The organism is Desulforhopalus glucosivorans (assembly GCF_054397165.1).
The window spans coordinates 5,024,363-5,048,603 of sequence record NZ_AP044854.1 but is presented as its reverse complement, the minus strand read 5'-3'; the positions used below and the strand labels follow the sequence as shown (position 1 = coordinate 5,048,603).

Sequence of the window (24,241 nt, the reverse complement as noted above, 5' to 3'; positions counted from 1 at the left end):
TGGTAGCAAAAGAAAAATTTACACATTATCCTGCATCAGTTCAATCATAGGGCCAAATAACTCCTCATATTCACAGAAACCTTTTTTCAGAATTTTTCTTAGATTCCCAACATCTCGGTCATTAACCACAAGATTTGCACTCAGAGCCAATGCATTGAGTCTGTAATAGGTGTGTAAATCTGGACCGACTACAATGTAGTAAACCAGGCGCCTGCGAGACATCGGAAGACTACAGAGATAGTTATGAACAACTGAATCCGAAAATGAAATCCTGTCTTCAAAACCATTGTGCACAACCACTATCCCATATTCAGAAAAAGATAATCGATGTATTGCCTCAAGAGTTGTATCTACGATTTCCGTTAAGTAGCCATACGTTTTAATAACGGAGACAGCTGTGTCTCTTAGCCTGCCATCTGGCATGAGAATGAGCGCTGATGGAATATTTACAGATTCATCATTTGAACTGTCAACAATCCCATTTTTGAGCCAACTAATATCCGGAGGCAGGGGAGGACGCACCAAAGTGTAAGAGCCACTTGCTGTCGATTTCAGCTGCTCATTCCCATACGAATCGTCTTTAGGTCGCCGTTTCTGGATTATCTGGCTGAAAAGATCTGGAAACAGTGATAATGCGTCGACTTTTTTATGATTGGCTTTTTTCGCCATGTACCGCTATCCATTAGTTAGAGATGAATTCATAAAGTATCATGATGACTGGGCAGGATGCAACGACAGTTATTTCCTTACGTGGAAGTAATCTTGCAATTCACCTATAACAGCACAGAAAAAAGGTTTGGCAAGCATACTTGAGTTTGTAAAAATTGAAAACGTGAAGATTAAGCGAAAAAGCAATAAATTATAATCCAAGGAGAAAAACCTCAGTCCCAATGGCTCCACATGAAGCTCTATTACTTAAAAAATCAACGAGAATAGTCACAGAGCTTTCGGATCATCTGGCCTATCTCTCTTCTGCTAAACGGTTTTAAAATAAAACCGCTCACACCCATGGATTCAGCCTTCTCCTGATCAATGAGCGAGCTGTAGCCTGTACACAAAATCACAGGCAGATCAGGTCGAATTTCTCGTAGTTTTTTGGTAAGTTCAACACCAGTAAGTTTCGGCATAGTCTGGTCAGTGATAACAAGATCGAAGGCTTCAGGTTGCTCTACAAATTGTTCAAGTGCCGCCTGCCCATTAACTGCCACCGTAACCTGATACCCCATGGTCTTGATCAATTTGCTGGTAGTTGCAACCACTTCCTCCTCATCGTCGACGAGTAGAATTCGTTCATTCCCCTGCAAAGAATGCTCTACTGTGCCCTGCTGCTCTTCTCTTCTTGCAGGAAGGGAGGGAAAAAACATTTGGAAAGTCGTCCCTTCCCCTTCTTTACTTTTAACCGTAATAAAGCCCCCTGCTTTCTTGACGATACCATGCACTATCGAAAGTCCAAGCCCCGTTCCTTTGCCTACTTTTTTAGTGGTAAAAAACGGGTCGAATATCTTTCTCATAATGATCTGATCAATCCCGCAACCGGAATCACTGACCCTGACTTCCACATAGCGGCCCGGCGCTATATCTGGGCTATGTTTCAGGCCTTCAACTGTAATAAACTGTTCATCCACCACCACTGTCAAGACCCCACCCTTCTCCTCCATGGCATGGGAAGCATTTGTACATAAATTGATCAGTATCTGGTGCACCTCACCCGGGTCGATGAAGATCTGTTTTTCCTCTGCCTTATATTGTTCCTGAATCTCAATTGTTGACGGCAAGGTAGGTCGCAGCATTTGTAACGATTCAAAAACTGCTTCTACTGGATCAATCAATTGAGGACGAGTCTTCGATTCACGACTAAATGTAAGGATCTGTGAAACAAGGTTTTTAGCCCGGCCTCCTGCTGACAAAATACGATCGAGATTATTGCGAGCCACTGAACCCGGTGGACACAAGCCTCGCGTAACTTCAGTATTCCCGAGGATAACAGTGAGAATATTGTTAAATTCATGTGCAATTCCACCAGCCAAAGTTCCTATGGATTCCATTTTTTGAGTATGGAGTAACTGGCCCTGCAGTTCATCTTTTTCCTCTTCTGCCTCAATCTTGTCTGCAATTTCCTGTATAAGCTTCAGATTGGCTTTTGCCAGTTCATCTGTCCGCTCTGCAATCTTCTCTTCCAGATGCTGTTGGTGTTTTTGCAACTCTCTATCGATATCAACCTTGCCTAAGCTGTTACTGATTATATTCCCTATGGTCTCAAGAAATATTGCATCGTCTATTTGCCAGTCGACTTCCTCGTCCGCAGAAGTAAACCAGAGAAGAGCAAACAGAGAATCTCCTCTCAAGATAGGCAGGATCATTCCAACCGGACTTTCCCATAAGGGGTGAGAGCTGGTCCCCATCGACCTATCAAGAGCTGCGCCCAACATGCTATTTCCGTAGATTACTGCCTTTCCAGAATCTATCGATTCAACCCAGTGATTTGACTCTATGGGAACCACAGAAGAAAACATTCTATCACCCTCAGTAGCACTTTTAACCATCTGGCTTGATGTGATAGTTGCCTCTTTTCCATCTTCTGCAACGTTCAACAGATAGGCCGAATCGGCTCTCATCAATTCAGCAATATCTCTTAGTGTATTCTCAAGAACGGCTGAAATTTCTGCTTCTTTTAAATGGATAACCCGTGAAGCAATACGAGAGAGCAGTTGTTCACTGAGGAGCTTATAGGTCAAATCCTTTTCAACCCGTTCCCTTCGAAGAATCTCTTTTTTCAAACGTTTGTTGGATGCAAGAATAAGCATAATTATAAAGAGGATGACAAAGGCAGCCTCCAGGAAATACTCAAAAACAACATGGGGGTCCACACCAGGTTCATACTCCACCTCCACCCAGCGCTCCCGAATTTCCTTCTCCTTTGAACTGCTTATAGAGGCCAGCCCCTTTTCGATTATACCCACGAGCTCCGGCCAATCCTTTCGCACGGAAAAATAGAGATGTTCCTGACTATAAGACACAGGTCCTGCAACCTTGAGGTTGGTCAGCCCCACTTTACGAATCCAGTACATGGCGGATGTAAGATTTCCCACATAGGCATCTTCTTTACCTTCGGAAACCGCCTTTAAACCTTCTAAAAGAGTCGGGTATTCTGTTGCATTAAGTGAGGTCATCTCTTTGAGAAAACCCTGGTGGGAAGAGTGCTCCTGCACAGCTATGTTCAAATCTTTAATGTCCTCAACAGATGAGATAAACGGCATATCAGAACGAGTGATTACCACCCGGTGATAACTCATATACGGTTTGGTATAATTAAGATATTCCTGACGTTCCCTCGTCTTACCAACTATGGGGAGTACATCAATCTCGCCTTGTTTTGCCCTTTCATTGACCTGCTTCCAGCTCAGCTCGGGAACAACCTCCATATTAAGCCCCAGGCGTCTGTTTAAGATCTGCACATACTCTGCAGCAATGCCCTGATAACGACCACTTTGATCAAAAAACTCAAAGGGTGCAAATTCCGGATCAGCCCCCAGAGTAATATCTCGATGTTCCAAAACCCACTCTGTTTCCTCTTTTGTCAGTGCATTTTCTTCCTGCAGTGCAGCTGGGCCGTCTAAAAGAGATAGTGAAAAAATCCATTTATCATGTATCTCACTTTTTTTCTTTTCAGATATTGCCTTAAAGGCCTTATCTAATATTGTCAAAAGAATGGGCCAATCCTTTCTCACAGCAACGCTCTGACCTGTACAGAGCATGTCAAAGCGGCCTGCGACCTTCAGATTAGAAATACCCCCTTTTCGCAGCAGATAATCAACTACACCAAGAACACCGACATAGCAGTCAGCTTCGCCGGCAGAAACGGCTGCAAGTCCAGCCAGTGGATTCTCCACCATTACCGGAGAGAGCCCTGGATATTTATTCAGTAACCGCTCAGTCACAGCGTAACCATTGACCAGTGCAACCCGTTTTCCTTCTATATCTTCCGGCCCTTCAATAGTGAAGTTATTTTCTCTCGTCATAATGACCAGGGGAGTTGGAAGGTAGACATCAGAAAAGTTCATAAAATCGAGCCGACTATCGAGCTTAGCTGCTGTCAGTATGAGATCTAGTTCGTTTTTTCTCGCCCCTTCCATGATCTTACGCCACGACAGCCCCTGTGCAATCTCAATATTTAAACCAAGGTGCTGGGTCACAAGCTGGAGAATATCAATGACAAGACCCTGGTAGGCCCCACTTGTATCCCTATAACTGTAAGGAGCAAATGCTGGATCAACCCCAACACGGATGCTGTGCCCTGTTTTCAGCCACTCCAGCTCTTCGTTTGTTAAATCCAGAGGCTTCATGTCTTGATAAGCGTCCAGATCATATTCAATGCCTGCAAGATATGAGTTAATAATTTCATGAAATACTGACTCAGGGTTTTGTTTCAAGCGGTGGACATGATCGTCCACTGCTTCTGGCAGGTTTCGCTCAGCAGCCTGGGGGGAGAATGCGTATTTAAGCCGTACTGAGTTAAAGACCACAGAAGACTTTTGGACCGCATAGAGGTCTTCAGAAATAATACCAAATAGCCTGTTAACTACCCCAGCATCAGCCTCTCCTGTTTCTACTTGCGCTAACGCTTCGGCGTAACTATCGACAAAGACAAACTTCAAACCAAGGTCGAATCTCTCATTGAGCTGTAGAATACCACTCTCTCCCACGCTATGGATATCACCCTTAACTGTTGCGACTGTTTTACCTTTAAGCTCAATAAGTGACTCAACAACCAGCCCTTCTCTTGTATAGATACAGCCCCAGTTGAGAAAGATATTTTCTTTCGTAAACAACATCTTTTTCGCTCTTTTCTTCGAAAAAGCGATATCAACCATCACATCTATTTCGCCAAGAGACAGTCTTTTCAGTCCTTCTTCCCAGGTTCCGTGAACATATTCAAGATGCCAGCCCTCTTCACCGGCGATCACCTCCAGGATATCAGGAAAGATCCCTGCAACATCTCCATTTGCATTGGTATATACCTTGGGAGGATTTTCGTAGACACCAACCTTAACCGTAAGAAGATGGTCAGTTTCTCCATAGGATAATTGACCGGAAAGAAGTAGTAGAAGGGGGAGAAAGACAGACAGGTATAAGAATCTCTGTAGGTATATCATGTATGATCGTGCCTAACCTAAATATCTCATGAAAACAAGAATAAGAATTAGTGAGATGAAACAGGTGAAACTGTAGGTAAAATGAATTGAGTCAAGAATTATTCCCATAGGAAAACTAGCTCATTCATAAACGTACACCCTACCTTTACCTAACAAATATAAGCATATATTACCAATCAGAATTACATCAATACATGTGTGCCGGTCTGCTCCATGAAAACATTCCGGCACAATTACAGCGTATGAAGGTAAAAATATCAGACGGTTGCTCGATGGTCGACTGCAGGCAAGGTATCGACAATCTCCAGATAGGCTCGTGTCACCTCATCGCGCAACTCTCCAAGACCTGACTGGGTTCCTTCAATTTCAAGACAGGCACTTGTTCCTTGTTGCCCTGGAATAACAGAAACACAGGAGAGTATTTCTGGCCTTGTACAACGACGAATCGAATCAAGCCCTGAAAGTGAGATCCAATGAGGATGGCTTGTACGCATAAGCTCCACAAACTCCAGCCACGTCAGACCCTCGGGCAGATCGACATCCATATATATATAGACCTGACTTCCTTTAATAATCTCGGCTACATCTACAGAAGCAGGCATTTGTTCGGAAGCGGCTTTACTGCCATTTATATGGGCGAGCTCTTTGGCTTTCCCTTTGAAAAAGGGTGCTAACCTGAATATCTCAGACGGCTTTGTGACAAGAGAGACAACAACATAGACGAGTCCACTCGCTGTCATTGCGACTATCACGCCATGTCCCATCAAAAGTGGATGCAATGATTCAAGGTATGGAGGCCCCCCTGCTTGGGCCTTGATAAGGTCGACTACAACAAAGGTACATTGCAAAATAAAACCTGTAAACATAGAAGCAGTGGCTCCTGCTCCGGTTCCCCTTTGCCAAAAAATACCACCCATCAACACAAAGAAGTATGAGGCACTTGCGATGAAGGTCGCGATATGAATTGCATCGATTATGGAGTGTATAAAAAAAGAGCCGATGGTAGCACAAGCAATAATGAAAAGAACGCTGAACCTGTTAACAGCCAGCATCTGCTGCATCGATGCCGCAGGGTTAATTCGCCGCTGATAAATGTCCCGTGCCACACAGGTTGCACCTGATGCTGCAAATGTGTCTGCACATGACATGGCGGCGGTAGCTAGTGCTATGGCAAATAGAGCTACAATCAAATGAGAGTATCCTCCATCCATTATGAAGTTTAGAAGTGCCGGTTCCGCTTTTGCCATTCCCATGGGAAAGCCCATGGCTGCAATATCCGGATAGATAAACTGCAGCCCAAGAGCGATAAGTGCACATCCTGCAAAAACAACTGCAACCAGAATAGATCCAAGAACAAGCCCAGCTCTTGCTGATCCTGTGTCACGAGCCGCCCAGACCTTTTGCCATGGGTCCTGCTCTGTAACCCAGCCAGGAATAATTGCACAACAGAAGATTAACACCATGGGCAATCCAATGGATAAGGGATTCCACCAGCCACTATCAAGGGATGCAGCCATCTGGCCCAGATCCATCCCGGAGACATCTCCCGCTCCCGAGATTACAAGTACTGCCATAATTAGGACAAAAGAGGAGAGACAAAGAAACTGAATAACATCGGTTGCAAGTACTGCCGACAAACCACCTAAGGAAACATAGACCGCCACTGAAAGTCCAACAATCAGAGCCGCATGAAGACTACTGATTCCATAAAAAACCTCCAGAACAAGAGCGAAACCTTTAATATCTGCCACGGCAAAGAGAATCATGACAACAATAATAATAAGGGCAACCGGCGTTCGCAGAAAGGATCCGTAGCGGATCTCCAGCAATTCCGGCTGGGTCATGGCCGGGATGGAGCGAATTTTACCGACAAACAATGCAAGGAGAAGCAGAGCAAGGATATTGGGAGCCACAAAACCCCACACAGAGCCCATACCAAGCAACATAAAGAAACCGATAACCGCAAGAAGTGCACCTGCTGTCAGCCAGGATGCAGCGGCTGAAAACCCCACCGAAAAAGCACCGGCCCTTCTCCCCGCCAACATAAACTCCCGAATTGAAGTCTGCCGTTTGTTGAAATAGTAGCCGGTACCAATAAGCAGCATGATATAGCCAGCGAGAAGTAAAACAAAGATCAGATACCCGTCCATACACCCTCCTTTGCAATGTCAGCTCCAACCAGATTGTCGGCTGTTTCCACATTGCACATCGATGCGTGGTCCAGATTAAACCGAACCAACACGTGTCAGCCCGGGGGGATACCATGTCTCCGAGAAATTGATTGCTTGTCTGGCAGATATTCTGACTTATGATTCACCCTACTTCCCGTGCCTTCCCATACTGTTTCGAAGAGAAATCAGACAGTACAGTGACATTTTACGGGGTTCGTCCTCACATACAGCGGCGGGTCCGTCCCGGAGTCACACCGGGTTCCCTGCACCCTGTTGCACCCTATGGCGCAACAGGCATGGATCCTACAAAAGGATCACCAACAAACATTACCTGAATTGTGTGCCGAATATACTATTTAATTCGACATTCCTATCATGTATTGTATAAGCAGAATACTGTCAAGTTCTACCTGTTAGGGTAGAATACCTTCCAACATCTATCACACTGCTTTTAGTGCATGACAGGATGAGGTAAATACCCGTTCGAGACAATCAACAGATTTATGAGGCTCACCATTATGGACTCAAAAATGACAGAAAGGTATAAAGGTTGGACTATTTCAATTACAGCCAGTAACAATTTGTGCGCCAAATTTAGTTTTGATATCACAGATCCGAGTGGTAAATCTCAACATGTTAAGATGGGTGGAGAAAAGGCACAAAGGGCAATGGAAAGGGCTAAGGAAATGATAGATATGGAAATCTCATTTCAGGAGGAAGATTAAAGCCCTCGCTTTTGCATTCCTTAATATATTTCAACACAGACATCTACTTTTGCCAAGAAAACTAAGCAACTCAAATATCAGGAAGCCAAAATGAACAACGAAGCGACAACAGAAATATACGATTACCTTAAGAAGATGGCAGCCGATATCGTTGAAAAAGACATGGCAGAGCTCAATGCCATGAAGAATGAGCTGGCCGAATATGCTGAAGGTGTCAGTTCTCAAATGCCGCAAGAATCCAAAGAGATGATGAAGCGGGAATTTGAAAAGTGCAGCCGTTGCGCTCAGGAGTGGATGCGTGTTTACAAGGACACTCACTTTAACGAGGCAGTAAAAGAAGACATACTCAAAGAAGACGTTATGGAATTCTTTTTTAGTATGAATGAAAAGGTCGTCGCCGTTCAGAAAAATTTCTTTTTGCTGGCAATGGTACAAGAACACCTTTCCCCCAAACCTCTACTCACAGATGAGCTACGATCTGCAAAAATCGCTAAATCAAGGATTATGACACTCGCAAAACAACAAGGGCTCAATCCAAGCTACAAAGACCACACTTCTTCAATACCTGGAGAGACAAGTTCCCAGCGACTCTGGTTTTTTGGAGACGAAAACAATCTCCTCCAATCAAGTCAGGAAGGCCTGCCCGATGACCAGGCCCTTGATTATTTACTGGATTAATCCTACACCATTAATCTTACCTACACTTGTTCACTGACATAGGCACCAAAGGCCTTATCGGACTCCATTATATGGTTAATGAGCCACTCTCTTAAAAAGCGATACAGCTCCTGCCTGCCATCTGGAAAATCATTGAGTAACCTGTCTTTATATTCACCGACCTCCTCAATAAGGTTTTGATGCTCAGCCTTATGGGTCTCCAAGTCCGGATACTCCTTCTCCTCCATCAATGCTTCTTCATTGTTGAAATGGGTTTGCGTGTACTCCACTATCTCTGTGAGCACCCTTTCCACCGTCTCTTTTGGTTCCTTATCTCGAATACTTGTGTACATGGCTTCAATGAGATCAACCAGTTTCTTATGTTCATCATCCACTACCTCAATCCCTGTACTATAGGAATCACGCCACTTTATCACTGCCATTCTCAGCCTCCATTCCAACTATAGGATAGTAACCCGGTTTCTGCCGTTTGCCTTACTTTTATACAATAATGTATCAGCCCTTTTCAGTATTTTTTTGACATCATCTTTTGGTCGTATTGAGGTTGCACCTATTGAAATTGTAACAGAGAGCTTTTTACCATTAAGCATAACATAGGAATTCTCCACCATTGCACGTACTCTGTCGGCTACAATTTCAAGCTCTGTGTTGTTCACATTTCGTATAATAGCCAAAAACTCCTCGCCTCCCCACCTGCCATACAGATCAAATGGTCGCGATGTAGCAACCAGCGTATTGGCAACACACTTCAACACGTCATCCCCCACATCATGGCCGTAGTTGTCATTAACACTTTTGAAATGATCAATATCCATAAGTAGCACACCAAAAGATACATTATAACGCTCAAACTCCTCCATCCGGCCTATCATTTCACGATCTAGATAATGACGATTGGCAAGTTGAGTTAAATTATCAAGAAGAGCAAGTTGTTCGAGTTCCTTAAGTCTAAGGGCATTTGCCTCATTATTTGAAATATCGGTAAAGAGTTCAACTCCACCTATGATTTCACCCTCATCATTTTTCAGAGAATTAACACGGACAGAAACCGGGATCCTGTGACCATCCTTGTGATGCATATATATCGTGGCTTCACGGGGAACATCGTCTTTAATAGTTGCTCCGAGAGGACAAAGAGAATGACAGAGACTCCTACCATTCTCATCTACGTGGGTGAGAATATTATCGGAACAGGACCTGCCAACAACCTCCTCTGCAATAAATCCGGAAACATGCTCTGCCGCCTTATTCCAATAGGTGACGACCATGTTTGTATCAACACAATAGAGCCCATCATGGAGATGGTTGAGAAATCTTTGCAGTTTTGGGTCAAGATCAGTCATAGAAACATCCGCAGTTTTTCACTTGATTGTTGGGCCGTATCACTTGAGCCGTTTTGCTCTGATTTTATTGTATCACTATCAGGGGGCAAGAAGTCAAGGCCTCCAGACTTTCAGATGAGGTCATCTGTTCACAGCACTTAGAGGTATTGGACTTGAAAATTGTGGGGAAAAACTATAGAAGAGTTCAGTATTACCTAAACACTTCATTTTTAGTAAGGAAATACATTGTTTGACCCCAGCGCAGCCACACAGCTGTTTAGTGAATTCTCCAGAGGAGAGCTGTTCTTCGCAGTCACCCTTCTTTTTATTGCATCCCTTATACGGGGCCTTACCGGGTTTGGGTTTTCAGCTATTCTTGTCACCGGGCTTAGTTTCATTATTATCCCCAGCCAAACAGTCGTGCTAGCCCTGCTCCTTGAAATTATTGCAAGCGCCCACTTGCTGCCACGAGCCTGGAAAAACATTAACTGGGGTCTTATCGGAGCACTAGGTATTGGCATTCTGGTAGGTACTCCCGTTGGTATGTCACTTCTCGCTTACACCAATCCTGATACCATGCGGCTTGTTATATCGAGCACAGTGCTGGTATTTGCCTTACTTATCTTAAAAGGCCTTAACTACAATGATCCCAGGACTCTTACTGTACATAGTGGGCTTGGCCTTATTTCAGGAATCTGCAATGGAACAGCCGCACTTGGAGGCTTGCCTATTGTAACCTTTTTGCTGTCAACAGATGCACAGGTGGCGTCAACCCGAGCCACCCTGATTGCCACCTTTTTTGCAACGGATATTTACGCCCTGATATTTGCTGGCAGTCACGGCATGATAGGAGGGGACGCCCTTATCTTCGCAGTAGTCTCCTTACCAGTTCTGGTGTTTGGTGTTGCAATTGGCCAAAGGGTATTCAATGTGGCAAGCCCAGATTTTTTCAAAAAAATAGCCCTCGTCCTGCTACTCATCCTTTCTTTGACAGGAATTGTCCGAGCACTTGTGATGCTCATCTATCATTAGCCTCACAAGAAACAGAATTCAACACTTCTCATCTTGGTTACACAGGTTAGTCTAGAACCCCTCCTCTTTTGATAATTTCTATCAAACTCGTCGTTTCTTCAATAAACGCAGTCTACTAAAATACCAGACAACCCTCAGACAAGGCTTGCTTTTAGCTTGACCGATAGGTGCCATATATAATAGGCTTTAACACGATGTTGAAAGACTTAGACATTGCAAAGGGCTCAAAACGTTCCTTATCAAGTAGGATGGAACCGAGGTTTTCACACCAAGTAGAAGAGATGATTTCACACCTGAAATTCTTCCTGACATAATGACAAACAACACATCCCAAATAGAACTGGAAGAACGTATTGCTACTCTGACTGCAGAGAACAACAGATTAAAAGAACAACTGCAAAATCCTGTAGGCGATGAAGTAAACTCTCCCATTCCAACCCCTCCAGATACCAAAAATACACCTACACTACAATTAGTTATCGACAGCATCCCCCAGGCTATTTTCTGGAAGGATCTGAATTTTCGATACTTAGGCTGTAATATAACCTTTGCCAATAGAGCAGGCCTGAAATGCAGTAAAGACATCGTTAGCCTGACCGACTTCGATCTCCCTTGGAAAACAGCGGAAGCTGAATCATTTCGTCGCTATGACCAAAAAATTATGGATACTGGTTTGGCCGAATATAATATCATTGAGTCACAGCGTGACTCAATGGACAATCAAACGTGGATCAACACCAACAAGATCCCTCTCCATGATGACGCAGGAAAAGTCATAGGTATCCTCGGCACGTTTGAAGATATTAGCAGCCGTACCCAGGCTGAGGAAAGTCTTAAACACTATGAGACCATCACCGCCACCATTGATGATTTGGTGGCCATCGTTGACACAAACCACATCTACAAAGCTGTAAACGAGGCCCATTACCATGCCTATGGTGTTAAGCGTGAGGAAATATTAGGAAAAAACATTGAAGAACTGATTGACATCAAACTGTATAAAGAGCTGGTAGAGGAGAAGATTAACCAGGCATTGCAGGGTAAAACAATCTCCTATCAAACATGGCGAGAGTTTCCGAAATGGGGAAAAAGGTTCATCGAGGCCAAATACTTCCCGATCTTTTCAGAAGACGGCAAAGACGTGGTTGGAGTGGTCTCAAAAATCCGAGATACAACCCAGAATAAACAGCTGGAAGTACAACTTCAACAATCACAAAAGATGGAAGCGGTGGGCAGGTTGGCCGGTGGTATCGCCCACGATTTCAACAATATTTTGAGTGTTATCAATGGCTACTCTGATCTATGCCTCCTGAGAATGGAAAAAGATCACTCTTGCCTGGCCCATATTGAAATGATTAAGGAATCAGGGTTACGGGCTGCGCGATTAACACAACAACTCCTCGCCTTCAGCCGACGCCAAATAATCAAACCAAAAATAATGTGTCTTGCTGATCAGCTCACAGCCATTCACAATATGCTCGCACGCCTGCTTGGAGAACATATAGATATTGAACTCACTCAAAAAAAATCGACATGGGATGTTAAGCTCGACCAAGCTCAATTTGAACAAATTGTGATTAATCTCGCCATCAATGCAAGAGATGCGATGCCGGAAGGAGGCAAGTTGACCATCGAACTCGCCAACTTCACAAGCGATGAAAACAACAATGAGATACGTTTCAACAATACGCTCCCAGCTGGTGATTACGTTGCCATGGCCATTAGCGACAACGGTACTGGCATAAGTGGTGATATCCAGGAGAAGATCTATGAACCTTTTTTTACAACCAAAGACAAAAATAAGGGTACCGGTTTAGGCCTCTCCACCGTGTATGGCATCATCAAACAAAACAATGGCTATATTTCACTTTATAGTGAAGTCGGAAAAGGAACCACCTTTAAGCTGTATTTCCCTCGATGCACTGAAGGTAAGTATGAGAAAACCCCCAATAATAACAATCACTCGGACAAGGTAGAAACCGGTCTGGAAACTATTCTACTGATCGAGGATGAAAAAGCACTACGTCAACTATGCGTAGAGATTCTCACCGAACTCGGCTACACAGTACTTGAGGCCTCCAACGGCAAAGAGGCCATAGAAACTGCCAACCGCTTTCATGGCCAGATAGACCTACTACTTACAGATGTTGTTATGCCTATTCTCAATGGACCTGAGACAGCAAAGGTTATCACGACCCAACATCCTGACATTGCAATTATTTTCATGTCAGGCTACACAGAAAATTCCATCGTGCATCATGGAGTACTGGACGATGGGATCACCTTCATCCACAAACCTATTTCCAGAAATGGTCTGGCAACTTCAGTACGAAAGGCAATTGATCAGCAGAAGACAAACAATGGAGCCCAGTCAATTGTAGCAACGAAAAGTATCCCAGCTACTAAGTAGAAACTGGTAATTACCACAAGTAGAGCAGTTTCAGATTCCAAGCACCTTACAACTTCCCTTCCACCCACCTGGTGGAATTGCCATTATCACGCCTGATACAAGGTGTCTGCAATATCTGTATAAACGCAGGTAATACTTTTTTCTGTAAGGATATTTTGGATTTTTGGGAGTTGATCCGGCGAATCGATTACTATATCCATCCCTCCCTCAACTTCTATAAGCTGGCACCCTTTCGCTGCAAGTAACATTAGAGCATCTTCATACTGACTCACAACAAAACCCATCAAACTGAAATCACCCATATAGTTATGAGGCAATACCTTGTTTTGAAGGTATAGGGCTCTACTTCTCACATCATCAGAACAGAGCGGAATTCTACTCATGCTTAATCCTCCTCTACAAGAGGGATCATTTTATCCATCGCGGACGACAACATTTGTATCTAATTAAAACGAAGATAAGGATCTGTAAAAAGAAGATCAAGCGTACTGCAGGCGAAATGAACGCCCAAAGGATAACTCTAAGGACCATAAATGGACTGTTATTGGAGGGCGAAACATAAAAAGAAAGGCGGTTCTTAGATTGGAACCGCCTGATGTCGCTCTGTTTACTTGCGATAAGTAATCGTGTACTTAAATGTTGCGGGGTCAAGCCAATCTAAAACCTTCCCGCCAACCTCTGCATAGGGATAACCAAAGGTGTTCACAGGAGCACCTTGCTGCGCTGGAGTCAGAACAATATCACGACCAACTGCAAGTTTAACCCGGTACTGGTCCCAGGCACCCCAGAAATAATCGCGATACTCTTTAGTTTTTTTATCGCCAAGTTTCAGATCATGCTTGAGCATCATTTTTCTTACATCCGCAGGATCAACTGGTACCCAGCCATAACCTGGAAGGTAAAATTCTGCCCAGCAGTGCTGCCATTTGCTAATATCAACCACATCTTCTTTACCCTGACGAATCCCGAAAACTTCCCTTGCAGGTACATCGGCGGCCCTACACAAAGAGACAAAGACAGAGTGAATATCAGTACATTTTCCACCGGGCTTCAGTAGTAAGGAACATACATCTCCCTCTCCACAACCATTGGTTTCAGGGTCTCTGTACATATTTTCCACAATCCAGTCATAAATCGCCTTAGCTTTTGCCTGGACAGTGGTTTTGCCTTCAACAATTTTATCAGCCTGGGCCTTTACTACCCCGTCAATTGGTCCCCGGCTGGAAGGCTGAAGATACATGCTATAATCAGCCACATCCCATGCAACCTCTTTATCTGGAAAATCTTTTCGAACAACTTCATTTCGAACAGCATGAAAGGTAAAAGAAAGGTGTCTATCAATCGTTCCTTTATCCCATCTCGCATACAGCATAGGCGTTGAATATTTTTTATCAGAATAGACAGCAGACTCTGCAAAATCACCAGAGATTGAGATATCTGTAATGGTCTGATCCGAATCAGAAAGGGGATACGGTATCCATAGTTTTGTTTCATCTCCAGCCTGGGCTGAGAGATCAAATTCCATGGTAATGGTACCTGATGACTGTTTTGCGGTATGTCCGGTTACAGGATGAGCCAGCATAAGCAGGCAGCCAAATAATAAAGTAAGCGTTCTCATTGTTCCTCCAAATAATTGTATATTAACAAGTACTACATTGTAACCTGGATGAGAAAATACTTATTTTTACCTTATGAGTACAATATTTTATTCCTCTAGACGAGAGAACAACCATAGGATTTATCAATATTTAATATCGAACAATTCATTGAAGGACAACTCTATCAGAAAAACCGGAGTACAGTTTTTTGCTTATAGCAAAAAAAAAGCCCACCGGAAGATCCGGTGGGCTTTCTAACTGAACAATCTCAGTTTAGGACATTACCTCATGCTCGGTACGGGCAATAAGGTCATTCTGAAGATCTGGGGAGAGATCACAGAAATATGCTGAGTAGCCAGCGATACGAACAATCAGGCTACGGTACTTATCAGGGTCCTGCTGGGCTGCAATCAAGGTGGACTTATTGATGACATTGAACTGTACGTGCCACAGTTTAAGATCACAGAAGGTACGGATAAAAGATACCATCTTATCTGTTCCTTCCTCACCTTCAAGGGACTTAGGAGTAAACTTGATGTTCAGCATACGTGCTGCACGATCACGGTGTCCGTAGTTCTTGGAGTTGTAGTTAGACAAAAGAACTGAAGTAGGTCCGGTCTTATCTGCACCATGGGATGCGGAAGAACCATCAGAAAGCGCAGTCCATGCGAAACGACCGTTTGGAGTCGCACCAACAACCTTACCAAAAGGTACGTGGGAGGTGAATGGTACGTAGCGGATATCGTTATGCATGCCGAGCTCTTTACCATACTTCTGACCGTAGAGTACGTTTAACTCATCTACCTTAACTGCAATGTCATCTGCATATGGATCATCGTTTCCGTAACAAGGAGCGGACATCAGAAGCTGACGTACATCTTCTTTGCCTTCGAAGTTACAGGCACATGCGTCAATGACTTCCTGCATGGTCAGTTTCTTATCTTCGAATACAAGCTTCTTGATAGCGGAAAGGGAATCAACCAGAGTTCCTAGACCCATGTGCTCAAAGTAACCCATGTTGATGCCTTCAGGGATTTGAGGGGTATGGAGATCAAGGCAATGCTTCATACAGAGATCATGCATTGCAGAACCCATGGGCTGGGCAAAGTGCTTAGCACGCAGGTTGTTGATGGTGTACTGCTGATGGAAAGCGGTCTTCAAAAACAGGTGATGCTGCGCCTTGTATGCTTCCCAGAACTCATCCCAGGTCTCAAACTTGGTAGGATCGCCGGTCTCAAGACCCAGCTCTTCGTCACCATGCTTTTGCATTTTACCGTTTAACAGTACCATCTCGAGCGCTGCTACAAAGTTGATGTAGGCTCCACCTGAGGTGTAGGTATCACGGTTTGGCATACGAGCTTCAGTACAACCGGAAACTGCATAGTCATACGCTTCTTCAAAGGTCGCGCCCTTAGATACATAGAGGGGCACAACTTCTTCATCGTTGATCAGCTTTGGAAAACCGGAACCATCTTTGATGGTCTCAGCAACGTCTGCGAGGTATCTCTCAGGGGAACGGGAGTGAATACGTGCAGCAAGATCAGGGTAGTGCAGAGGGAACTCGCGCTTTGATTTCAGGAACAGGTAGGTGAGATCGTTAGTTGCATCGCGACCTTCAGGTGTCTGGCCACCGATGGTTACAGCTTCCCAATGTGCATAACCTTCGTTGAACGCACCACCGGTAGGAGATACATAGAGATCGATGAACTGAGCCATTCCAACCCAGAGACACTCAAGAAGTTCAAGAGCTTTTTCTGAATCGATGATACCAGATTCCAGATCTGCTTTGTAGAATGGGTACAGATACTGATCCATACGACCATTGGATACAATGGTACCGGTCTTCTGCTCGATGCGGGAAAACATCTGGGTGAACCACTGGGACTGAACAGCTTCGTGGAATGTTGTTGCCGGGTGCTCAGGCACACGCTCACAGATGTCTGCCATCTTGAACAGTTCAGCTTTACGAACCATATCAGTTTCCTGCTCAGCAACTTCACGAGCAAGTGCTGCGTGACGACGTGCCCAGGTGATTACTGCATCACATACGATGACGATGGACTCAAGAAATGGCTTCTTTTCGCAGTTATCAATTGGAGAGAGTGGATCAAGGGCTACGATCTTCTCTAACGCTTCCTGCTTAATACCACCAAAACCACGCTTTAAGATCTTTTCGTAGTCGTGTACCCACTGGATGGAAGAGCGGAATGAAGAAGTCTCGTTTACGATGAAACGGGAGTTAAGACCTTCAGGATCATCATAGGAAAGCTTATGTACTTCCGGCGGGAAGGCTGCATTAAGTGCCTCGTGGTAGGTCTTACCCTTCCAGTATGGGGCGATATCTTCCACAACAATCTTTGCATCTTCTGCGGAGATGGAAAAAGGGGACTCGGTACGATTTGGAAGATCCTTTACTGCGATATCAAGGAAATCACCATCAAGCTCAGGGTAGAGAAGGCCATAGCGACCCTTTACACCTGCACGACCACAGATGAGGTTATCTTCATCAATATATACGGTGATGTTTTCTGCAATGTGCTTGAGTGCTTTGGCCCAACGAAGACAGAGCATTTGACCTTCAGTCTCTTTCATGGACTCGGTGAAGTACTGCGCACGCTCTACATCAATAACCGGCTTTACACCATCAAAGGTATCAAGAATCTTGAATACTCTGGGGTGCGATGCGCGGTAGATATCTTCTTTTCCTTCAATCTTGTCTAAAAGGCGCTGCTCGTGGGGGGATACACAACAATCCATGGTGGTCTCCTTAATGTTTTGAGTCAACTGGCAGAAACTATAGATAATCTGATTACCTCTACTTTCTACCCGCTTTTAATAAACTTTATTTTTTGAACTGCTTTATAAACTCGTTAACCGTTATCACTCATCGTCGAGACTTTGAGAATAATTCCTGTTTCAATTTCATATAGCAACAGGTATGCCAACTCAGCCTTATCAAAACATTATTTATGTGTATTGCTGCATGCCCCAACAGGGCCCATATACTTTACCGTATATATTCAAACACTTAACCTGACCATCAAGTCATTAATTGATTGGCAATCACAATGATATACTACATGATACTGGATAGTAAACTGCGGCTATGGGTCGGCAGAACCATTAGTAAGATGCAGAAATGAGAATAGCTACCAGGAGTTGTTGCAATTATTCAACATGCAATTCTTTGGGACGCTTAACATAGAGATTATAGGGACATAGAGAGGCAATACAGAGGACAATACTCATTACCCTTCAGGACAATGATGCATTTTCGAAACCCTACAAAAATTAAAAACGATACGATTTCTTTGAATGGTTAGAAGTTGGTGGACTCACACAGCCTGTACAACAATATTCATACCCATTGCTGCCAGGCTGAAAAACAGAATCTTCCTGTAGGAGTATTCGTTGAGACGGGCCGAAAGCCAGATACCGAGCTTACTCCCCAGCAGTACAGCCGGGGTGGCTGCCAGGTAAATAAGCATTACTTTCGAATCAATCTGTCCAGTGAGCCCTTTGGCACCAACAATAAAGACACCGGTGATAATAAAACCAGCACCCAAAAGGCCTTTGACAGCCTTTGCTGAACAACCACTATAGGCAATATAGGCGGCAAGAGGCGGGCCATTAAAACCGAAAGCCATCCCGAGGGTGGATGACAAGAGCCCCGAAAGATATCCCCAGGCAGGGCTTATGACCTTTACTCCCCCCTTGTCGGCAAAAAGACTCCACAATGCGTATACAAAGATAAAGCCCCCCATGCCAATTTTCAACATCTGCTCAGAAAGGTATTGTAAAGCGAAGACACTCAGAATGACCCCAGGAATAGCACCTATGAATATCCCTTTGACATACTGCCATTCAATAAATTTTCGAAATGTCCAGCCTACCTGACAGTTTAAAGTGAGAACAATGAGAGTGCAACTGGGGACGGCTATGGAAAGATCGATAAAGGGTGCAATAAGTGGCATGGCGATCATAGCTGCACCAAAACCAGCAACACCATTGACAAAGCCACCAACACACCAGCCCAGGGTAATAAGAAATAACTCCAGCATAGTGCGTCCAGTGGTTGAAGAAAATTGAACAACGTTTTTTAACGGTTAAGATGCTGCATCTAACTCGCCTGCGAGAAAGTTGCAAGTGACATCTACCTATGAGCGCATCTTGCGAAACAGCGTCGTCCTGTTAATACCCAAAACTTCAGATGCCTTATTCACGGAACCGTGCTTATCAAGGGTCTGCTGAATAACCTGTTTTTCAAGACCGGACATTATCTCTTTAAGTGACTGGCCAGACTCTGCATTTACGGCAGCGGCGGTTTTTTTGGACATGTTCGAGATAGCAGCACACATACATGGTGGTAAATCAATTGGAAGGATCTCGTGGCTCTGGCTGGTTACCACCAGACTCTGTATTGTATTTTCAAGTTCGCGGATATTACCAGGCCATCTGTACGTTAAAAAAATATTCATCGTTCCATCCGGGCAAAGAATATCCTTCTTGTATTTTTGACCAAATTTTTCAAGGAAATGATGCACAAGGCCCGGAATCATACCCGGGACCTGGCGAAGGGGAGGAATATCCACCACTGCTACACGGAGTCTATAAAAGAGATCTATGCGAAAATTCCCTTTCTCAACCTCTTCTTCAAGATTACGATTGGTTGCAGCAATGATGCGTACATCAACTTTTTTAGGGATAGAAGACCCAACACGCATTACCTCCTGGTCCTGCAGAACACGGAGCAGTTTTGCCTGCATGGTCAGAGGCAGTTCCCCTATTTCATCGAGAAAGATTGTTCCCTTATTTGCAATTTCAAAATGGCCAATCTTCCCCTTACTGTTTGCCCCAGTAAATGCACCAGGTGCATAACCAAAAAGCTCGGATTCAATAAGATTTTCTGAGATACTTCCACAGTCAACTTTCAGATACATCTCATCTCTGCGTGGGCTGTGTTCGTGGGCCATTCTCGCAAAACGATCCTTACCTACGCCAGTTTCACCAAGTAAGATAATTGTAGCATCGGTTGCAGCAACACGCTTAACCAGTTCTGTCAATTCACGAATTTGTGGGGCATCATAGGAGTTACTACTCGGTGCAGTAGAAGAAAGAAGTTCTATCTGATCATGATAAATCGAGATGAGTTTTTTCTGCTTGATAATCTGTTCGCGCATCTGCCCAATAAGAGTGACATCACGAACAAGGGTGATAACAAGGGTAAGATTTTTATCATCATCAAAAACAGGATAGCCGCGCAAAACAACGCGTTTACCGTTTTTCAGAACCTGGACACTTGTGACCGGCTTTTGTCTTTTGACGACAATAGGGTTTACTATCTCATCGAAAACACCTTTTTCCCGAAGAACACGGACATTTTGCCCAAGCAAATCTTCTGATCTAAGTCCGGTGAGCTTTTGGTACATCCTATTGACATGGAGCGTCATTCCATACTTATCGGTGACATATACACCATCATCAAGAGCTGCAAGTATGTTTTCTATAAAGGGCGCGAGTTGTGTACGGTATTGATCCATCGATGTACCTTTATTATGCGAAACTGTTTTCCCCTATACAATAAGAGAAAACAGTTATACGTGGAACCCTCAAGATATCTCTATTAAACATAAAACATTGCGACATGTTAGCACGAGGCTTTCTCATCATTTTGCTGAGCAATCTTGCGAAGCTTCAAAAATTTATCATTATCAAGGGCAATATCCCCTAGCGGATAGTCTCTACCGACATTGATATACTTCTGTGTCCCCAGCCTGTGATAGGGAAGCAATTCGTATTCTACATTCTTATCTTTAATAAAATCAACAATAGCCTGAATGTCTTCTTCAGTATCGTTAAACCCTGGCACTACAGGAGTACGGACCCGGATCTTCAATTTGGGGTAGGTTTCTCTTATGGCAATAAAGTTCTCAAGGATTCGTTCATTAGCTTTCCCGGTAAACTCTTCATGCTTTGCTGAATTCATTGATTTGATGTCAAACATGATCATATTGCAGTACTTGCATGCTTCAAGTAAATCTTCTTTGGCCGCATAACCACAGGTCTCAATAGCACTCTTTATATACCGATGTTTCGCTTCTTTTAATAGTGCAATTGCAAATTTAGGCTGCGCAAGAGGCTCGCCTCCACCAAGGGTAAGACCACCACCGGATCTTGCATAAAAAGATGCATCCTTTTCCACCTGATCAATAACATCTTTTACATTCTTCACTTCGCCATAGGGTACAAGGGCCTCTGCTGGACAAACATCAGTACAGGCGAGACAATCATTACAGTTGTCCCATACGACCTCTATCTTATCATTGTCTCCCTTTACAAGTGCACCGGCGGTACAAACTTCCGCGCATCGAACACATTCAGAGAGGGTAATACATTTTTTTTCATTATAGGCGAGCTCAGGTTTAAAACTTTGAGACTCAGGATTGCTACACCACTTACAAGCGAGTGGACAACCTTTTAAGAAGACAACAGTTCGTATACCCGGCCCATCATGAACTGAGTATTTCTGTATGTTAAAAACAGTACCTTCATTAGATGAAATTTCTTTATTTGTCATAGTTCTGGCCAGGTAAAATCAAATTATAAAAACAAAAAAGCCCGCCATAACAGTGGCGGGCTCGTGAAAAAGCTATCTCAGTTTACGACATTACCTCATGCTCGGTACGGGCAATAAGGTCATTCTGAAGATCTGGGGAGAGATCACAGAAATATGCTGAGTAGCCAGCGATACGAACAATCAGACTACGGTACTTATCAGGGTCCTGCTGGGCTGCAATCAAGGTGGACTTATTGATGACGTTGAACTGTACGTGCCACAGTTTAAGATCACAGAAGGTACGGATAAAAGATACCATCTTGTCTGTTCCTTCCTCACCTTCAAGGGACTTAGGAGTAAACTTGATGTTCAGCATACGTGCTGCACGATCACGGTGTCCGTAGTTCTTGGAGTTGTAGTTAGACAAAAGAACTGAAGTAGGTCCGGTCTTATCTGCACCATGGGATGCGGAAGAACCATCAGAAAGCGCAGTCCATGCGAAACGACCGTTTGGAGTCGCACCAACAACCTTACCAAAAGGTACGTGGGAGGTGAATGGTACGTAGCGGATATCGTTATGCATGCCGAGCTCTTTACCATACTTCTGACCGTAGAGTACGTTTAACTCATCTACCTTAACTGCAATGTCATCTGCATATGGATCATCGTTTCCGTAACAAGGAGCGGACATCAGGAGCTGACGAACATCTTCTTTGCCTTCGAAGTTACAGGCACAGGCGTCAATGACTTCCTGCATGGTCAGTTTCTTATCTTCGAATACAAGCTTCTTGATAGCGGAAAGGGAATCAACCAGAGTTCCTAGACCCATGTGCTCAAAGTAACCCATGTTGATGCCTTCAGGGATTTGAGGGGTATGGAGATCAAGGCAATGCTTCATACAGAGATCGTGCATTGCAGAACCCATGGGCTGAGCAAAGTGCTTAGCACGCAGGTTGTTGATGGTGTACTGCTGATGGAAAGCGGTCTTCAAAAACAGGTGATGCTGCGCCTTGTATGCTTCCCAGAACTCCTCCCAGGTCTCAAACTTGGTAGGATCGCCGGTCTCAAGACCCAGCTCTTCGTCACCATGCTTTTGCATTTTACCGTTTAACAGTACCATCTCGAGCGCTGCTACAAAGTTGATGTAGGCTCCACCTGAGGTGTAGGTATCACGGTTTGGCATACGAGCTTCAGTACAACCGGACACTGCGTAGTCATACGCTTCTTCAAAGGTCGCACCCTTAGAGACATAGAGAGGTACAACTTCTTCATCGTTGATCAGCTTTGGAAAACCGGAACCATCTTTGATGGTCTCTGCAACGTCTGCGAGGTATCTCTCAGGGGAACGGGAGTGAATACGTGCAGCAAGATCAGGGTAGTGCAGAGGGAACTCGCGCTTTGATTTCAGGAACAGGTAGGTGAGATCGTTAGTTGCATCGCGACCTTCAGGTGTCTGGCCACCGATGGTTACAGCTTCCCAATGTGCATAACCTTCGTTGAACGCACCACCGGTAGGAGATACATAGAGATCGATGAACTGAGCCATTCCAACCCAGAGACACTCAAGAAGTTCAAGAGCTTTTTCTGAATCGATGATACCAGATTCCAGATCTGCTTTGTAGAATGGGTACAGATACTGATCCATACGACCATTGGATACAATGGTACCGGTCTTCTGCTCGATGCGGGAAAACATCTGAGTGAACCACTGGGACTGAACAGCTTCATGGAATGTTGTTGCCGGGTGCTCAGGCACACGCTCACAGATGTCTGCCATCTTGAACAGTTCAGCTTTACGAACCATATCAGTTTCCTGCTCAGCAACTTCACGAGCAAGTGCTGCGTGACGACGTGCCCAGGTGATTACTGCATCACATACGATGACGATGGACTCAAGAAATGGCTTCTTTTCGCAGTTATCAATTGGAGAGAGTGGATCAAGAGCTACGATCTTCTCTAACGCTTCCTGCTTAATACCACCAAAACCACGCTTTAAGATCTTTTCGTAGTCGTGTACCCACTGGATGGAAGAGCGGAATGAAGAAGTCTCGTTTACGATGAAACGGGAGTTAAGACCTTCAGGGTCATCATAGGAAAGCTTATGTACTTCCGGAGGGAAGGCTGCATTAAGTGCCTCGTGGTAGGTCTTACCCTTCCAGTATGGGGCGATATCTTCCACAACAATCTTTGCATCTTCTGCGGAGATGGAAAAAGGGGACTCGGTACGATTTGGAAGATCCTTTACTGCGATATCAAGGAAATCACCATCAAGCTCAGGGTAGAGAAGGCCATAGCGACCCTTTACACCTGCACGACCACAGATGAGGTTATCTTCATCAATATATACGGTGATGTTTTCTGCAATGTGCTTGAGTGCTTTGGCCCAACGAAGACAGAGCATTTGACCTTCAGTCTCTTTCATGGACTCGGTGAAGTACTGCGCACGCTCTACATCAATAACCGGCTTTACACCATCAAAGGTATCAAGAATCTTGAATACTCTGGGGTGCGATGCGCGGTAGATATCTTCTTTTCCTTCAATCTTGTCTAAAAGACGCTGCTCGTGGGGGGATACACAACAATCCATAATGGACTC

General features: G+C 44.3%; 16 protein-coding genes and 1 riboswitch. Of the genes, 4 read left to right on the top strand and 12 right to left on the bottom strand.

Annotation, left to right across the window (positions count from 1 at the left end; translation table 11 throughout):
• Positions 1–18: 18 nt before the first annotated feature.
• From ACX6CI_RS21610 to ACX6CI_RS21600, 3 genes are all read right to left on the bottom strand, one after another.
• Positions 19–669: a hypothetical protein gene (locus tag ACX6CI_RS21610; protein WP_458775719.1), complete on the bottom strand. Its 651-nt coding sequence runs from the start codon at positions 667–669 to the stop codon at positions 19–21.
• Positions 670–923: 254 nt separating this feature from the next.
• A complete protein-coding gene (locus ACX6CI_RS21605) occupies positions 924–5,153 on the bottom strand; it encodes a transporter substrate-binding domain-containing protein (protein WP_458775718.1) in 4,230 nt (1,409 codons plus the stop codon).
• A gap of 257 nt (positions 5,154–5,410) precedes the next feature.
• A complete protein-coding gene (locus ACX6CI_RS21600; protein ID WP_458775717.1) occupies positions 5,411–7,303 on the bottom strand; it encodes a sodium:solute symporter family protein in 1,893 nt (630 codons plus the stop codon).
• Positions 7,304–7,427: 124 nt separating this feature from the next.
• Positions 7,428–7,634, bottom strand: a riboswitch (cobalamin riboswitch).
• A 220-nt stretch (positions 7,635–7,854) separates the two neighbouring features.
• Between ACX6CI_RS21600 and ACX6CI_RS21595 the strand changes: the two genes are divergently transcribed.
• Positions 7,855–8,049: a hypothetical protein gene (locus ACX6CI_RS21595; protein ID WP_458775716.1), complete on the top strand. Its 195-nt coding sequence runs from the start codon at positions 7,855–7,857 to the stop codon at positions 8,047–8,049.
• 90 nt (positions 8,050–8,139) lie between these two features.
• A complete protein-coding gene (locus ACX6CI_RS21590; protein WP_458775715.1) occupies positions 8,140–8,727 on the top strand; it encodes a hypothetical protein in 588 nt (195 codons plus the stop codon).
• A 20-nt stretch (positions 8,728–8,747) separates the two neighbouring features.
• Here the strand turns inward: ACX6CI_RS21590 and ACX6CI_RS21585 are convergent, their stop codons facing one another.
• Positions 8,748–9,149 carry a bacteriohemerythrin gene (locus ACX6CI_RS21585; protein WP_458775714.1) on the bottom strand — a complete coding sequence of 134 codons (402 nt, stop codon included), beginning with the start codon at positions 9,147–9,149 and terminating at the stop codon, positions 8,748–8,750.
• Positions 9,150–9,167: 18 nt separating this feature from the next.
• A complete protein-coding gene (locus tag ACX6CI_RS21580; RefSeq protein ID WP_458775713.1) occupies positions 9,168–10,070 on the bottom strand; it encodes a sensor domain-containing diguanylate cyclase in 903 nt (300 codons plus the stop codon).
• Positions 10,071–10,295: 225 nt separating this feature from the next.
• On the opposite strand from ACX6CI_RS21580, the gene ACX6CI_RS21575 reads away from it, so the two are divergent.
• The gene (locus ACX6CI_RS21575; protein ID WP_458775712.1) at positions 10,296–11,081 is read left to right on the top strand and encodes a TSUP family transporter; all 786 of its coding nucleotides are present in this window, start codon (positions 10,296–10,298) and stop codon (positions 11,079–11,081) included.
• Positions 11,082–11,394: 313 nt separating this feature from the next.
• A complete protein-coding gene (locus tag ACX6CI_RS21570; protein WP_458775711.1) occupies positions 11,395–13,491 on the top strand; it encodes a hybrid sensor histidine kinase/response regulator in 2,097 nt (698 codons plus the stop codon).
• 86 nt (positions 13,492–13,577) lie between these two features.
• On the opposite strand, the gene ACX6CI_RS21565 is transcribed toward ACX6CI_RS21570, so the two are convergent.
• From ACX6CI_RS21565 to hpsG (ACX6CI_RS21535), 7 genes are all read right to left on the bottom strand, one after another.
• A complete protein-coding gene (locus ACX6CI_RS21565; protein ID WP_458775710.1) occupies positions 13,578–13,874 on the bottom strand; it encodes a hypothetical protein in 297 nt (98 codons plus the stop codon).
• A 224-nt stretch (positions 13,875–14,098) separates the two neighbouring features.
• The gene (locus ACX6CI_RS21560) at positions 14,099–15,109 is read right to left on the bottom strand and encodes a transglutaminase domain-containing protein (RefSeq protein ID WP_458775709.1); all 1,011 of its coding nucleotides are present in this window, start codon (positions 15,107–15,109) and stop codon (positions 14,099–14,101) included.
• Between the two features lie 253 nt (positions 15,110–15,362).
• Positions 15,363–17,846, bottom strand: coding sequence for a (2S)-3-sulfopropanediol dehydratase (gene hpsG / locus ACX6CI_RS21555; protein ID WP_458775708.1), 2,484 nt, complete (start codon positions 17,844–17,846; stop codon positions 15,363–15,365).
• A 578-nt stretch (positions 17,847–18,424) separates the two neighbouring features.
• Positions 18,425–19,150 (bottom strand): sulfite exporter TauE/SafE family protein, encoded by a 726-nt coding sequence (locus ACX6CI_RS21550; RefSeq protein WP_458775707.1) that lies wholly within the window; start codon positions 19,148–19,150, stop codon positions 18,425–18,427.
• Between the two features lie 96 nt (positions 19,151–19,246).
• The gene (locus ACX6CI_RS21545; RefSeq protein WP_458775706.1) at positions 19,247–20,629 is read right to left on the bottom strand and encodes a sigma-54 interaction domain-containing protein; all 1,383 of its coding nucleotides are present in this window, start codon (positions 20,627–20,629) and stop codon (positions 19,247–19,249) included.
• A gap of 107 nt (positions 20,630–20,736) precedes the next feature.
• On the bottom strand, positions 20,737–21,666 hold the full coding sequence (hpsH, locus tag ACX6CI_RS21540) for a (2S)-3-sulfopropanediol dehydratase activating enzyme (RefSeq protein WP_458775705.1): 930 nt from the start codon (positions 21,664–21,666) through the stop codon (positions 20,737–20,739).
• Between the two features lie 82 nt (positions 21,667–21,748).
• Entirely contained in the window at positions 21,749–24,232 is a 2,484-nt protein-coding gene (gene hpsG, locus ACX6CI_RS21535) for a (2S)-3-sulfopropanediol dehydratase (protein WP_458775704.1), read from the bottom strand.
• Between the last annotated feature and the right edge of the window lie 9 nt (positions 24,233–24,241).